The sequence below is a fragment of the Aureimonas sp. AU20 genome, from assembly GCF_001442755.1.
Taxonomy (GTDB): Bacteria; Pseudomonadota; Alphaproteobacteria; order Rhizobiales; family Rhizobiaceae; genus Aureimonas.
This window is the reverse complement of sequence record NZ_CP006367.1, coordinates 3,214,362-3,228,947: the sequence shown is the minus strand read 5'-3', so window position 1 is coordinate 3,228,947 and position 14,586 is coordinate 3,214,362. Positions and strand designations below refer to the sequence as shown.

Sequence of the window (14,586 nt, the reverse complement as noted above, 5' to 3'; positions counted from 1 at the left end):
CAAGGAGACGGCCATGCGCCGCATCGCTACTGGGGTCCATGGTCGAATCGCCCTCGCGCTCGTGGCAGCGCTGGCTCTTTCGGCCTGCGCCAAGAAGAACAACGCTCTTCCCGACAACGCCGCAGGCCTCGGCCTCGGCGGCGCGGGCGGTGCCGGCGGCTACGGTGCCGGCGGCGCCAACGGCCGCAACGGCTCGGCCGCGCCGGGCACGAGCCAGGACTTCACCGTCAATGTCGGCGACCGCATCTTCTTCGACACGGACTCGACCTCGATCCGCGCCGACGCGCAGCAGACGCTGACCCGCCAGGCGCAGTGGCTGAACCAGTATCCGCGCTACCAGATCGTGGTCGAAGGCCATGCCGACGAGCGCGGCACGCGCGAATACAATCTGGCGCTGGGCGCACGCCGCGCCGCCGCCACGCGCGACTTCCTCGCCAGCCAGGGCGTGCCGTCCAACCGGATGCGCACGATCTCCTACGGCAAGGAACGCCCGGTCGCCGTCTGCGACGACATCTCCTGCTGGTCGCAGAACCGCCGCGCCGTCACCGTGCTCTCGGGCGCCGGCTCCTGAAGCATTTCGGCAACAATGCCTCTGTCGAAACGGCCCTTCGGGGCCGTTTTGCGTTGGCGATCGAGGCTGCGTGATAGAAGCGGACAAATTTTGGACGCCTTCGCGTTTCGTAAAACGGGGAGGACGTCGACACGGCGCCGAAGTCGCCTCCGCCGGGTTTGCGGGCCGCCTTCTCGCGCAAGCCAAGGGACAAGGCATGGCTGGCACACTTTTCTCCCGCTTTCTCGTTGCAGGCGCCGCGCTGGCCGTCCTCGCCGGGCCGGCCTCGGCCCTGGACCTGCCTTTCGGCTTCGGCGCGCCGGCCGCGCGCGCGCAGCAGCCGAGCGCGCAGCCGGCGCCCGTGCGCATGGCGCAGGTGTCGGACGCCGGCGTGCGCATCGGCCAGATGGAAGACGAGATGCGCCGGCTGACCGGCAAGGTGGAGGAGCTGTCCTTCCTCGTGCTGCAGCTGCAGGAGCAGCTTCGCAAGTCGCAGGAAGACAACGAATTCCGCTTCCAGGATCTGGAAAAGGCCAAGAGCGGCGGCGGTGCCGCGCAGACCACGCCGCAGCGCCGCAGCGAACTGGAGCCCGCGCCGACGACGGCGCCGGCAACCTCGGCGCCGCCCGCAGCCGCTTCGCCGCCTGCCGCCCGCGTCGCCTCCGCCGCACCCGCCACGATGAGCGACGCCGCCGCGCGCCCGACCCCGGCCTCGACGCCCGCGCCGGGCGGCGACGAGATCGGCGCCCTGATCGGGACGGGCCTTGGCGCCTCGCCGGCCAAGCCTGCCGCCCCGGCGCAGGACCCCATGCAGGTCGCCTCGATCAAGGCCAAGGGCCCGGGCGATCTCTACGGGCTCGGCTACAATTACATGCTGTCGGGCGACTATGCGCAGGCCGAGCAGACCTTCCGCCAATACACGCAGACCTACCCCAACTCGAGCGACGCGCCTGACGCCCAGTACTGGCTCGGCGAAAGCCTCTACGCCCAGTCGAAATATCGCGAAGCGGCGGAGGTCTTCCTGAATGCCCAGAAGGCGCATCCCCAGGTGCCCAAGGCACCCGAGATGATGCTGAAGCTCGGCATGTCGCTGGTGCATCTCGACAATCGCGAGACGGCCTGTATCACCTATGCCGAGATCAACCGGCGCTATCCCAACATGAGCGCCAATGTGAAGCGCAAGGTGCAGACCGAGGAAAAGACGGCCCGCTGCGGCTGATGGCCGACATGCCGGACCGGACAGGACCGGTCGACCCGCCGGGGCCATTGGCCCGGCTGCTGCATGAAGCGCTGACGCGCCTGCCGGCGGACCGCGCGAGCGCAGGCCTGCTTCTCGCCGTATCGGGCGGACCGGATTCGCTGGCACTGCTCCTGGCCGCCGCCGAACTGCGCGCCGCCGGCCGACTCGCCCAAGTCCATGTCGCGACCGTGGATCATGCGCTGCGTCCCGAAAGCGCTGCGGAAGCCATCGAAGTGGCGTGCATTTCCAATGCGCTCGGCCTTTCCCACACTGTTCTCAAATGGCGCCGAGATGGCCCGCTTGCCGGCAATCTGCCGGCCGAGGCGCGGGCGGCGCGCTACGCCCTTTTGGCGCGCGAGGCGCGGCGGGTCGGTGCCGGGGCGCTGCTCACCGCCCATCATCTCGACGACCAGACCGAAACCCATCTTCTCGCCAAGGCGCGAGGCGCGGCTGGCGCGGCTGGCGCGGCGCTCGCCGCCATGCGGCCCTGGCGCGATCTCGAGCCGGGCCTTGTGCTCGTCCGCCCCTTCCTGAGCGTGCGAAAGGCCGCTTTGGTGGAAGCCGTTCGCGGACAAGGCATCGCGGCCGTGGACGATCCCAGCAATCGCGACCTGCGGTTTGCCCGCGCGCGGCTGCGCGCCGAGCTTTCCTGTCAACCCGATCAAGCCCAGCTGCTCCAAGCGCTGGACGATGCCCAAGCGCAACGCGCGTGCGAAGACGCGGCGCTGGCCGAGCGGATCGAGCGTCTGACGCGGGTTGGGCATCTCTCGATCTCGCCGCTCGGCGAGTTCGAACTCGGCCGCTCCGAACCTGTCGATGTCAGTATTCTGTCGAGGGCGGTAACGGCAGTCGGCGGCGGTGCCTATCCCTCGCCACGCGGTGCGCTGGAGTCATTGGTCCATCGCGTGAGGAACGAGAGCGACGGCACGGCGACGCTGGGTGGAGCGCAGGTCACGTGGAGCAAGACAAGCCTTCATCTCCGCCGGGAATATGGGCGCAACGGACCGCCGGACCTCGTCTGGCCGGCCGGGGCGAGCCAGGCCTGTTTCGACGCGCGATTCGACGTCGAGGCGGGGGCTGAACCCATCGCGCGCCTCGTGCCCTATGGCCGATGGGGGAGAGGGCCGCTCGGCCACCGCACTCTTCCCATTGGTGTGAACGAAGCGGGCGCCATCGTCGCGGCCCATCCCGCGCTTCGTTGGAAACAGGGCGAAACCCCGCCGGCGCTGGCGGTTTGCAGCCGCGTCGGCTGGCGGCTTTGCGCCGATTTGGCGATCGAGGCGCGGAGCGTGTTAACCGGCCGGCCCCAAAATGCCGCAAATCGCGGTGAACCTGTTGGCAAGGGGGTGGCGGACACCTACATTCGAGGGCAAGTCGAAGCCGCCTGCGTTGCGAGACGCGAGGTCGCCAGGGCGCATTTCCAGGACGGATGATGAACCAGAACTTCCGCAATTTCGCCGTTTGGGCGATCATCGCGCTGCTGCTGATCGCGTTGTTTCAGCTCTTCTCGAACGGATCGCAGACCGCGAATTCGCGCGAGGTGCCGTATTCGCAGTTCCTGTCCGACGTGGATTCCGGTCGCGTGCGCTCCGTGACCATCCAGGGCCAGCGGATTTCGGGTTCCTATACCGACGGCGCGAGCCCGTTCCAGACCTATTCGCCGGGCGACCCGCAGCTCGTCAGCCGGCTTGAGCAGCGGAACGTCCAGATCAACGCGAGCCCGCCTTCGGACAACGTCAATCCGATCTGGTCGATCCTCGTGTCCTTCGGCCCCATCCTCCTGATCCTCGGCGTCTGGATCTTCCTGATGCGCCAGATGCAGGGCGGCGCGGGCGGCAAGGCGATGGGCTTCGGCAAGTCCAAGGCCAAGCTCCTGACCGAGGCGCATGGCCGCGTCACCTTCGCCGACGTGGCGGGCGTGGACGAGGCCAAGCAGGACCTCGAAGAAATCGTGGAGTTCCTGCGCGAGCCGCAGAAATTCCAGCGCCTCGGCGGAAAGATTCCGCGCGGCGTCCTCCTCGTCGGCCCTCCGGGCACGGGCAAGACGCTGACGGCCCGAGCCGTCGCCGGCGAGGCGAACGTTCCCTTCTTTACCATTTCGGGTTCGGACTTCGTCGAGATGTTCGTCGGCGTCGGCGCAAGCCGCGTGCGCGATATGTTCGAGCAGGCCAAGAAGAACGCGCCCTGCATTATCTTCATCGACGAAATCGACGCGGTCGGCCGTCATCGCGGCGCCGGACTCGGCGGCGGCAATGACGAGCGCGAGCAGACGCTGAACCAGCTTCTGGTGGAGATGGACGGGTTCGAGGCGAACGAGGGCATCATCCTCATCGCGGCCACCAACCGGCCAGACGTGCTCGACCCCGCGCTTCTGCGTCCGGGCCGCTTCGACCGTCAGGTCATGGTGCCGAACCCCGATGTCGGCGGGCGCGAGAAGATCCTCAAGGTCCATGTGCGCAACGTACCGCTGGCGCCCAATGTCGATCTCAAGACGATCGCGCGCGGCACGCCGGGTTTTTCCGGCGCCGATCTCGCCAATCTCGTGAATGAGGCCGCGCTGATGGCGGCGCGCCGCTCCAAGCGTCTCGTCACCATGCTGGAATTCGAGGACGCCAAGGACAAGGTCATGATGGGCGCCGAGCGTCGCTCCATGGCCATGACCGAAGATGAGAAGAAGCTGACCGCCTATCACGAGGCGGGCCACGCGCTGGTCGGCATATTCGAGCCGTTCAACGACCCGCTGCACAAGGTCACGATCATTCCGCGTGGCCGGGCGCTCGGCGTCACGATGAACCTGCCGGAGCGCGACCGCTACGGCATGCGCAAGAACGAGATGGAAGCCCGTCTCTCCATGATCTTCGGCGGCCGCGCGGCCGAGGAGATCATCTACGGGCTGGAGAACGTCACCACCGGCGCCTCCAACGACATCCAGCAGGCCACCAACATGGCCCGCGCCATGGTCATGGAATACGGCATGAGCGACAAGCTCGGCCGCCTGCGCTACCGGCAGAACCAGGAAGAGATCTTCCTCGGCCACTCCGTTTCTCAGCAGCAGAACATGTCGGAGGAGACGGCGCGCCTGATCGACTCCGAAGTGCGTCGCATCATCGAAGAATCCGAGAACAAGGCCCGCCGCATCTTGCGCGAGCACATCAACGATCTTCACATCGTCGCCAATGGCTTGCTCGAATACGAGACCCTGTCGGGCGACGAGGTGCGCGATCTCCTGGCCGGCAAGCCGCTGGCCCGCGACATGGGCGACGACACGCCGCCCTCGCGCGGCTCGGCCGTCCCGAAGGCCGGCTCTTCCAAGCCGAGCGGCCCGCGCGACGACACGGATGGTGGCCTGGAGCCGCAGCCGACCGCCTGAGGCGATCGCGGGCGTATCGAATGAGAGGCGGGCTCCGGCCCGCCTTTTTTGTGAGAGGCCTTGCCGGAGGGGCGGCGAGGACGCTACGCGGCCCACAAGGGGCGTGGCGATGAAACTGGTCTACCGGCGCGAGGCATTCGGCAGGCGGCCTGGCTGAGGCGTTCGAAGCCTCCCGGCCGACCCATCCGCAGGCCCGACGAAACAGAGATCGAGGGGATCACCATGGCGAAATCCTATTTCGGGACGGACGGCATTCGAGGTCGGGCCAACCGCCATCCGATGACACCCGAGATCGCGATGAAGGTCGGCATGGCGGCGGGCCTTGCCTTCAAGCGCGGGAACTACCGCCACCGCGTCGTGATCGGGAAAGATACGCGCCTGTCCGGCTATATGCTGGAGCCGGCCCTTTGCGCTGGTTTCACGGCTGTGGGCGTCGATGTGCTGATGCTTGGCCCCATGCCGACCCCGGCGGTCGCCATGTTGACGCGCTCCATGCGCGCCGATATCGGCGTGATGATCTCGGCCTCGCACAATCCGTTCGAGGACAATGGCATCAAGCTCTTCGGCCCCGACGGCTACAAGCTGTCCGACGAGTTGGAGACCGAGATCAATCGCCTGATCGATGAGGACCTGACCTCGCGCCTCGCCTTCGGCGACCAGCTCGGCCGCGCCAAGCGCTATGATGATGGCGGGCGCGATCGATATGCGGAATTTGCCAAGCGCACGCTGCCACGCGACCTGTCGCTGGATGGCGTGAGGGTCGCCATCGACTGCGCCAATGGCGCGGCCTATCGCGTGGCGCCGGACGTGCTGTGGGAGCTCGGCGCCGAAGTGGTGAAGCTCGGCGTCGAGCCGAACGGCACCAATATCAATCTCAACTGCGGCTCCACCAGCCCGGATGCCCTGCGCGCCAAGGTGCGCGAAGTGCGCGCCGATATCGGCATCGCGCTGGACGGCGACGCCGACCGGGTGCTCATCATCGACGAGCGCGGCGAGATCGTGGATGGCGACCAGATCATGGCGGTGATCGGCGAGGCCTGGTCCGAGGACGGGCGTCTGGCGGCCGGCGGCGTGGTCGCCACGATCATGTCCAATCTCGGCTTGGAGCGCTTCTTCAACGACCGGCAGATCCAGCTCGCCCGCACCAAGGTCGGCGATCGCTACGTCGTGGAGCACATGCGCGAGCATGGCTACAATGTCGGCGGCGAACAAAGCGGGCATATCGTCCTGTCCGATTTCGGCACGACCGGGGACGGGCTCGTGTCCGCTCTGCAGGTTTTGGCCGTGGTGCGCAAGGCGGGCGGCACCGTCTCGGATGTCTGCCGCAAGTTCGAGCCCGTGCCGCAGATCCTCAAGAACGTGCGCTTCGGCGGCGGCACGCCGCTGGAACTTCCGAAGGTGCAGGACGTCATCAATCTCGGGCGCGAGCGGCTGGGCGACACCGGCCGCCTCGTGATCCGCCCCTCCGGCACCGAACCGCTGATCCGCGTGATGGCCGAGGGAGACGACGCCCGTCTCGTGGCCGACGTGGTGGATGACATCTGCGATGTGCTGCGCCGCGCGGCCGCCTGAGTCCCTTCTTTGTTGGGTGAAACGGAAGCCCTATCGTCAACGTACGAGGGCGTCGCTTTCGCAAAACGACGCTCGCAAAGGATCGACTGTTGCGGATAGGCAACGGATTTGGCCATTGCGTTGGGGAAGGTAACTTTGGATTAAGCATTAATCTTTAGATTTCGATCGATCGCGGAACCCAAGCCGCTGACTGTTCGAAGTCTGGAGATCTTTGATATGAATCGGCTTGTCGTTGCCGTTCTGGCGGGCGCCTCTCTCTTTCCCATCGCGGCCAAGGCGGCCGACATCATCGAGCCGATCCCGGTGGTCGAGGAAACGCCGGCCGACTATAGCGGTTGGTACATCCGCGCCGACGCGGGCTATGTCTTCTCCTCGGAGACGGACGGCTCGTTCCGGTATTTCGACGCCTATAGCGGCAATTACGGCGACGAGTTCCGCTATTCCTCGATCGAGCTGAAGGACAGCTACAGCCTGGGCGCCGGCGTCGGCTACCGCTGGGCCGAGCACTTCCGCACCGATCTTGCCATCGATTACTACGATTTCGACGTCAAGGGCCGCAGCGACTGCCCCTATTCCGGCGGTAGCGGCTGCCGGTTCAACGACAGCTCGAAGGCCGATCTCTGGACCGTCATGGCCAACGCCTATGTCGATCTGCCCTATTTCGGCCCGATCACCCCCTATTTCGGCGCCGGCATCGGCTTCGCCAATGTCAGCTACGGCGACATGCGCAACGAGATCTGCTCGACCACCTGCGGCGATCCCAACAACTATCTCGGCGTCCACGAGGGCGAGGACAGCTGGCGTTTTGCCAACTCGCTCATGGCCGGCGCGAGCATCGACCTGACCCACTCGCTGGCGCTCGACGTCGGCTATCGCTGGACGCACGTCTATGAAGGCAAGGCCTTCGCCTTCGACGCGCAGGACCGCGCCGCCGGCGCCTCCGGCATTCAGGGCCGCGACAACGGCTTCGATATCCACGCCGTTCGGGCCGGTCTGCGCTACTCCTTCTTCTAAGCGCCGTCCCCGCGGCCCGCTCGGGCCCGGGATAGTTGCACGCATCCATGGCCGCTCTTCCTCCGGGAAGGGCGGCCTTTTCGCGTTAAGCCTAACGAGGGCTCAGGGTTAAGAAACAGGGTTAACCCTGCGTTAATCATCCTGCGGCATGGTTAATGCGAGGAAGGCGGCATCTGCGATCCGCTTTCGTGGCTTTTACCGTTTCGAGGCCGATCGCGATGACCTTCAAGACCCTTCTCTTTTTGGGGGCTGCGGCCCTTTCCCTGCCTACCATGGCGTCTGCCGCCGACATGGGGCCGATCTACCGCGAGGCCCCCGAACTCGTGCCCGTCGAGATCGGCACCGGCTGGTATCTGCGCGGCGACGCCACCTACGACTTCAGTTCCGACCTGGAAGGTTCGCGCACGCTGCGCACCCCCTTCGGCGCCACCACCGAGCCCTATCGCGATGCCAGCCTGGACGAGACGTTCGGCGGGGGCGGCGGCATCGGCTATCGCTTCACCGACATGCTGCGCGCCGATGTGACCGCGCGCTACTCTCAGCCCGACTTCAACGCGCGGACCGATTCGTCGATCTTCTGCGGCGTTGGCTGCACGGTCCGCGATCGCGGCGACGCCGCGATGTGGGACGTGATGGCCAATGCCTATGTCGATCTCGGCACGCTCGCGGGCTTCACGCCCTATGTCGGCGGCGGCGTGGGCGCGGTGCATCTCAGCTACGACAAGCCGAGCCTGGAGTTCTGCTCCGCGCTCTACTGTTCGACCGCCCCGACCAAGGGCGAGGATTCGTGGCGCTTCGCCTGGTCGCTCTCCGCCGGCGTCGCCTACGACCTCACCAAGAACCTCGCGCTGGACATCGGCTACCGCTATCTCAACGTCGAGAGCGGCGACAACTATAAGCTGGCCGGCGCGACGGTCGGCCTGCCCGGCCAGACCGGCATCGGCTCTGACGACGGGTTCGACCGGCACACGATCTCCGCCGGCCTGCGCTACAGCCTCTGGTAGGCCGGGCGTATCTCCGAGTTTTCAGGATCGGGCAGGGGCGGGGAAACCCGCCCTTTTTCGCGTTCAAACCTCGGGTCGTCGGCTCCTCGCGGGCGCGCCGCCTTCATCACGATGTCACTTGACTGCGCGACGAACTGTCCCTATCCCCGTCCGTGGGACACGCCTCCCCAACGAGGCGCTTCTATCTGTGAGGATAGCTACATGGCTGACGCCACCAAGCCGACCACGCGTCCGGCAAACCCCCGCTTTTCCTCTGGCCCCTGCGCCAAGCGTCCCGGTTGGACGCTGGAAGCCCTGAGCGACGCCGCTCTCGGCCGCTCGCACCGCGCCAAGCTCGGCAAGACCAAGCTGGCACAGGCCATCGAGGACACCCGCGACATTCTTCAGGTCCCTGCGGACTACCGCATCGGCATCGTTCCGGCCTCCGATACGGGCGCCGTCGAGATGGCCATGTGGTCGCTGCTGGGCGCCCGCCCGGTCGACATGGTCGCCTGGGAAAGCTTCGGCTCCGGCTGGGTGACCGACGCGGTGAAGCAGCTGAAGCTGACTGACGCCCGCGTCCTCGAAGCCGGCTATGGCGAGATCGTGGATTTCGCAGAGATCGATTTCGACCATGACGTCGTCTTCACTTGGAACGGCACGACCTCCGGTGTGCGCGTGCCGAACGGCGACAAGATTCCGGCCGACCGCCAGGGTCTGACGATCTGCGACGCGACCTCGGCCGCCTTCGCGCAGGACCTCCCCTGGGACAAGCTCGACGTCGTCACCTTCTCCTGGCAGAAAGTCATGGGCGGCGAGGCGGCCCACGGCATGCTGATCCTCAGCCCCCGCGCGGTGGAGCGCCTGACCACCTACAAGCCGGCGTGGCCGCTGCCGAAAATCTTCCGCCTGACCTCGGGCGGCAAGCTGATCGAGGGCATCTTCAAGGGCGAGACGATCAACACGCCCTCCATGCTCTGCGTCGAGGATTATCTGGACGCGCTCCAGTGGGGCAAGTCGGTCGGCGGTCTGGAAGGGCTGAAGGCCCGCGCCAACGCCAATCTCGCGGTGATCGAGCGTTTCGTTGAGGCCAACAGCTGGCTCGGCTTCCTCGCCAAGTCGGCCGAGATCCGCTCAAATACCTCGGTTTGCCTGCAGTTCACCGATCCGGCGCTGACGGCCCTACCGAAGGACGCGCAGGACGCCTTCGCCAAGGGCGTCGCCTCGCTTCTGGAGAAGGAGGGCGTCGCCCTCGACATCGGTGCCTATCGCGATGCGCCCGCCGGCCTCCGCATCTGGACCGGCGCGACCGTCGAGACGGCGGATGTCGAAGCGCTCATGCCCTGGCTCGCCTACGCCTACGAGACCCAGAAGGCGACGCTGGCTCAGGCCGCCTGACCTCGTCCAACCCTGGACGGCCCCTTCCGAGGTGAAGGGACCGGGCGCCCGGCCATGAGCCCGGCGCCTCGAAGCTGACGGCGCGCGACGCGCCGTCCGCCCCCGGCTCGCATTCTCTTCTCCGGTTTCTCGTTTTTCGCTTCGCCCGTTGCCGCGTTCGGCCGGCGCGATCCGCACCCGATCCGCACCCAAGGACCATTCCCATGGCACCCCGCGTTCTCGTTTCCGACAAGCTGTCCCCCACCGCCGTTCAGATATTCAAGGATCGCGGCGTCGAGGTCGACTACCTGCCCGATCTCGGCAAGGACAAGGACAAGCTGCTTGAAGTCATCGGCCAGTATGACGGCCTCGCCATCCGCTCCGCGACCAAGGTCACGGAAAAGATCATCGACGCGGCGGGCAAGCTGAAGGTCATCGGCCGCGCCGGCATCGGCGTCGACAATGTCGACATTCCGGCCGCCAGCCGGAAGGGCATCATCGTGATGAACACGCCCTTCGGCAATTCCATCACCACGGCCGAGCACGCCGTCGCCATGATGTTCGCGACCGCCCGTCAGTTGCCCGCCGCCGACACCTCCACCCAGGCCGGCAAGTGGGAGAAGAACCGCTTCATGGGCGTCGAGATCACCGGCAAGGTGCTGGGCGTCATCGGCTGCGGCAATATCGGCTCCATCGTCGCCTCGCGCGGCGTCGGGCTGAAGATGAAGGTCATCGGCTTCGACCCGTTCCTTTCGGAAGAGCGGGCGCGCGACATGGGCATCGAGAAGGTCGAGCTGGAGGATCTCTTCAAGCGCGCCGACTTCATCACCCTGCACACGCCGCTGACCGACAAGACGCGCAACATCATCGACGCGAAGGCGATCGCGACGATGAAGAAGGGCGTGCGCATCATCAACTGCGCGCGCGGCGGCCTGATCGTCGAGAAGGACCTGGCGGACGCGATCAAGGCCGGCCATGTGGCGGGCGCGGGCATCGACGTGTTCGAGGTCGAGCCGGCGACCGATAGCCCGCTCTTCGGGCTCGACAACGTGGTCTGCACGCCGCATCTCGGCGCCTCCACCACGGAAGCGCAGGAGAATGTCGCCCTGCAGGTGGCCGAGCAGATGGCCGACTATCTCGTGAACGGCGCCGTGTCGAACGCGCTCAACATGCCGTCCATCACGGCCGAGGAAGCGCCGATCCTGACGCCCTACGTGAAGCTCGCCGAGATCCTCGGCTCCTTCGCCGGCCAACTCACCGAAGAGGCGATCGACGGGATCGAGATCGTCTATGACGGCGCGCCGGGCACGATGAACACACGCGCCCTGTCGGCGGCGGCGATCGCCGGTCTTCTGAAGGCGCAGGTCCAGACCGTCAACATGGTCTCGGCCCCGCTCATGGCCAAGGAGCGCGGCATTGCCGTCTCCGAAGTGCGCCGCGACAAGACCGGCGTGTTCGACGGCTACATCATGGTCACGGTGAAGACCAAGAAGCAGACCCGCTCGGTGGCGGGCACGACCTTCTCCGATGGCAAGCCGCGCTTCATCCAGATCAAGGGCATCAACATGGAGGCCGATGTCGGCCGCTACATGCTCTACACCGCGAACAAGGACGTTCCGGGCGTGATCGGCGAGCTCGGCACGGCCTTCGGCCGGGCCGGCATCAACATCGCCAACTTCCATCTCGGCCGCGACGAGCAGGGCGGCAACGCCATCGCCGTGATCTATCTCGACGGTCCCTTGAGCGAGGAATTCCTGAACGAGATCCGTGGCCTCAACGCCATCGGCCAGGCCAAGATGCTGACCTTCGACGTCTGATCCCTCGAAGGATCGGCGCGAGCCATGAGAGGGCAGGGCGGGAAACCGCTCTGCCCTTTTTGCTATGCGCCCTTCAGCCCGCTGGCTTGGGGCGGGTGGCGACGCGCTGGTTCCGCTTGCCGAACTCGGCCAGCATGATGCCGCCCAGAACCAGCGTCAGCGAGACGACGTGATAGGCAAAGAGCGGTTCCCCAAGCACCGCGACCGCCAGCAGCGTGCCGAAGATCGGCACGAGATTGACGAAGAGATTGGCCCGGTTCGCGCCGATCATCTCGATGCCGCGAATGTAGAGGCTCTGCGAGGCGATCGACGGGAGGAGAACGGAAAAGACCAGAACCGCCCAGCCCTGTGCGTCCGGCCACTGCGCATGGCCGAGCGCCGCCTCGGCCAGAGCGATCGGCGCGGAGGTGAGGGCGGCCGCGAGCGAGATCAGGAAGATGGAGCTGATCCAGTGGACCTTGGGCTTGCGCGACAGAAGAATGGTGTAGGCGCCGAAGCAGAAGACGGCGACGACCATCAGCGCGTCGCCCTCGTTCACCTCCAGATGCAGGAGAGTGGAGAGCGCGCCATGCGCGGCGGTGAGCAATACGCCAACCAGGGTCAGGCCGAAGCCCACGAGCTGGAGCGCCGTGGTGCGGGCGCGGAAGATCGCGAACATGCCGACGAAGACCACGAGCGGCATGGAGGACTGCACGATCATCGCGTGGATCGCGGTCGTGTAGGAAAGCGCGAGATAGAAGAGCGAGTTGAATGCGGTGAAGCCGAGAAAGCCGATCAGCAGAAAGTAGCCCCAGCGCCCGCGCAAGGCCTCCCGGTCCCGCTTGAGATGGGGCCGCACGAACGGCAGGAGCACCAACACCGCCATCGCCCAGCGCAGGAAGGTCATCAGCATGGGCGAGACATGGCCGACCGCGAGCTTGCCGGCCACCGCGTTGGCGCCCCAGATCAGGGCGGTCAGTCCGAGAAGGACATAGGGGTGGCCAAGGCGGGAGAGCATGGAAGGTCTTTCATTGCGACGGGACGGCGATCGAAGGAGCGGCGCCGGTCTCTCTTAGACCCGTTTCCGCCCGCCGCGAAAGGCAAGTCGGCCTGACGAAAGCCGGACGCACCCGGGCCGCTTCGTCCTCCACAGATCCCGCTGGTTCCAGCGGGAAATATCCCGCCTCCACCCTCGCATGTCGGGCGGGGCTTCATTATAGTCCGGCCGAATTTTGCGTCGGACCTTTCGCGGGTCCGCGTGTTTTGGCGCGTCCCGGCCCCGTGGCGGGACTTGCGCGAAACGGGCCTTCGGGCTGCCAAGGAGCATTCATGGCAAACGTCGTCGTCGTCGGGTCGCAGTGGGGCGACGAGGGAAAAGGCAAGATCGTGGACTGGCTTTCGGAGCGCGCCGATGTGGTCGTGCGCTTCCAGGGCGGCCACAATGCCGGTCACACGCTGGTGGTGGACGGCGTCTCCTACAAGCTCTCGCTCCTGCCGTCCGGCGTCGTGCGCTCCGGCAAGCTTTCGGTGATCGGCAACGGCGTGGTCTTCGACCCGCATGCTTTCGTCGCCGAGAAGAAGCGGATCGAGGCGCAGGGCGTCAAGATCGGCCCCGAGACGCTGCGCATCGCCGACAACGCCGCGCTGATCCTCTCGCTGCACCGCGAGCTGGACGCGGCGCGCGAAGCGGCCGCCGCCGGCACCAAGATCGGCACGACGGGGCGCGGCATCGGCCCGGCCTACGAGGACAAGGTCGGCCGCCGCGCGCTGCGCATCATGGATCTGGCCGAGCTCGACGTGCTTCCCGAGCGCATCGAGCGGCTCCTCGCCCACCACAACCCGCTGCGCCGGGGCCTCGGCCAGCCGGAGGTCTCCGCTGAAGCCATCCTCGAGGAGCTGACCTCGGTGGCCGCCGAGATCACGCCCTATATCGACCGGGTCTGGCGCCTTCTGGACGAACGCCGCAAGGCGGGCGACCGCATCCTGTTCGAAGGCGCGCAGGGCACGCTGCTCGACATCGACCACGGCACCTATCCCTATGTCACCTCGTCCAACACGGTGGCGGGTCAGGCGGCGGCGGGTTCGGGCCTCGGCCCCTCGGCGGCCGGTTTCGTGCTTGGCATCACCAAGGCCTATACGACGCGCGTCGGCGAAGGCCCGTTCCCGACCGAGCAGGACAACGAAGTCGGCGAGTTCCTGGGCACCAAGGGTCACGAGTTCGGCACGGTGACCGGGCGCAAGCGGCGCTGCGGCTGGTTCGACGCGGTGCTCGTGCGCCAGGCCGTGGCCATCAACGGCATTCATGGCTTAGCGCTCACCAAGCTCGACGTGCTCGACGGAATGGACGAAATCCGCATCTGCGTCGGCTACGAGCTGGATGGCGAGCGGATCGACTATTTCCCGGCAAGCCTCGGCGCGCAACGCCGCGTCGTGCCGATCTACGAGAGCTTCGAAGGCTGGAAGGGCACCACGGCTGGCGCCCGTTCCTGGGGCGATCTTCCCGCGCAAGCGGTGAAGTATGTGCGCCAGATCGAGGAGCTGGTCGGCGCGCCCGTCACGCTTCTTTCGACCTCGCCCGAACGCGACGACACGATCCTTGTCCGCGATCCGTTTCAGGATTAAGGAAGGGTTGATTCAAGGTCTCCGCGCCGTCTGACGGTTCGGGTGAAGCAGTCGGGCACGGC

11 protein-coding genes are annotated in these 14,586 nt (G+C 66.5%); 10 read left to right on the top strand and 1 reads right to left on the bottom strand.

Going from position 1 to position 14,586, the window contains the following annotated elements:
• Nucleotides 1–13: 13 nt before the first annotated feature.
• From pal to serA, 9 genes are all read left to right on the top strand, one after another.
• A complete protein-coding gene (pal, locus tag M673_RS14625) occupies nucleotides 14–571 on the top strand; it encodes a peptidoglycan-associated lipoprotein Pal (protein WP_061976719.1) in 558 nt (185 codons plus the stop codon).
• Nucleotides 572–767: 196 nt separating this feature from the next.
• The gene (ybgF, locus tag M673_RS14620) at nucleotides 768–1,769 is read left to right on the top strand and encodes a tol-pal system protein YbgF (protein WP_061976718.1); all 1,002 of its coding nucleotides are present in this window, start codon (nucleotides 768–770) and stop codon (nucleotides 1,767–1,769) included.
• Nucleotides 1,769–3,223 carry a tRNA lysidine(34) synthetase TilS gene (tilS, locus tag M673_RS14615; RefSeq protein ID WP_061976717.1) on the top strand — a complete coding sequence of 485 codons (1,455 nt, stop codon included), beginning with the start codon at nucleotides 1,769–1,771 and terminating at the stop codon, nucleotides 3,221–3,223. The genes ybgF and tilS overlap by 1 nt, the downstream gene beginning before the upstream one ends.
• Nucleotides 3,223–5,160: an ATP-dependent zinc metalloprotease FtsH gene (gene ftsH, locus M673_RS14610; protein ID WP_061977869.1), complete on the top strand. Its 1,938-nt coding sequence runs from the start codon at nucleotides 3,223–3,225 to the stop codon at nucleotides 5,158–5,160. The genes tilS and ftsH overlap by 1 nt, the downstream gene beginning before the upstream one ends.
• Before the next feature lie 222 nt (nucleotides 5,161–5,382).
• Entirely contained in the window at nucleotides 5,383–6,732 is a 1,350-nt protein-coding gene (glmM, locus tag M673_RS14605; RefSeq protein ID WP_061976716.1) for a phosphoglucosamine mutase, read from the top strand.
• A gap of 216 nt (nucleotides 6,733–6,948) precedes the next feature.
• Nucleotides 6,949–7,746 (top strand): outer membrane protein, encoded by a 798-nt coding sequence (locus tag M673_RS14600; protein ID WP_061976715.1) that lies wholly within the window; start codon nucleotides 6,949–6,951, stop codon nucleotides 7,744–7,746.
• 218 nt (nucleotides 7,747–7,964) lie between these two features.
• Nucleotides 7,965–8,750, top strand: coding sequence for an outer membrane protein (locus tag M673_RS14595; protein WP_061976714.1), 786 nt, complete (start codon nucleotides 7,965–7,967; stop codon nucleotides 8,748–8,750).
• 201 nt (nucleotides 8,751–8,951) lie between these two features.
• The gene (locus M673_RS14590) at nucleotides 8,952–10,127 is read left to right on the top strand and encodes a phosphoserine transaminase (protein ID WP_061976713.1); all 1,176 of its coding nucleotides are present in this window, start codon (nucleotides 8,952–8,954) and stop codon (nucleotides 10,125–10,127) included.
• Nucleotides 10,128–10,330: 203 nt separating this feature from the next.
• Nucleotides 10,331–11,923 carry a phosphoglycerate dehydrogenase gene (gene serA / locus M673_RS14585; protein WP_061976712.1) on the top strand — a complete coding sequence of 531 codons (1,593 nt, stop codon included), beginning with the start codon at nucleotides 10,331–10,333 and terminating at the stop codon, nucleotides 11,921–11,923.
• A 73-nt stretch (nucleotides 11,924–11,996) separates the two neighbouring features.
• On the opposite strand, the gene M673_RS14580 is transcribed toward serA, so the two are convergent.
• The gene (locus tag M673_RS14580; protein ID WP_061976711.1) at nucleotides 11,997–12,920 is read right to left on the bottom strand and encodes a DMT family transporter; all 924 of its coding nucleotides are present in this window, start codon (nucleotides 12,918–12,920) and stop codon (nucleotides 11,997–11,999) included.
• 311 nt (nucleotides 12,921–13,231) lie between these two features.
• Between M673_RS14580 and M673_RS14575 the strand changes: the two genes are divergently transcribed.
• Nucleotides 13,232–14,524 (top strand): adenylosuccinate synthase, encoded by a 1,293-nt coding sequence (locus tag M673_RS14575; RefSeq protein ID WP_061976710.1) that lies wholly within the window; start codon nucleotides 13,232–13,234, stop codon nucleotides 14,522–14,524.
• The last annotated feature ends 62 nt before the right edge of the window (nucleotides 14,525–14,586 follow it).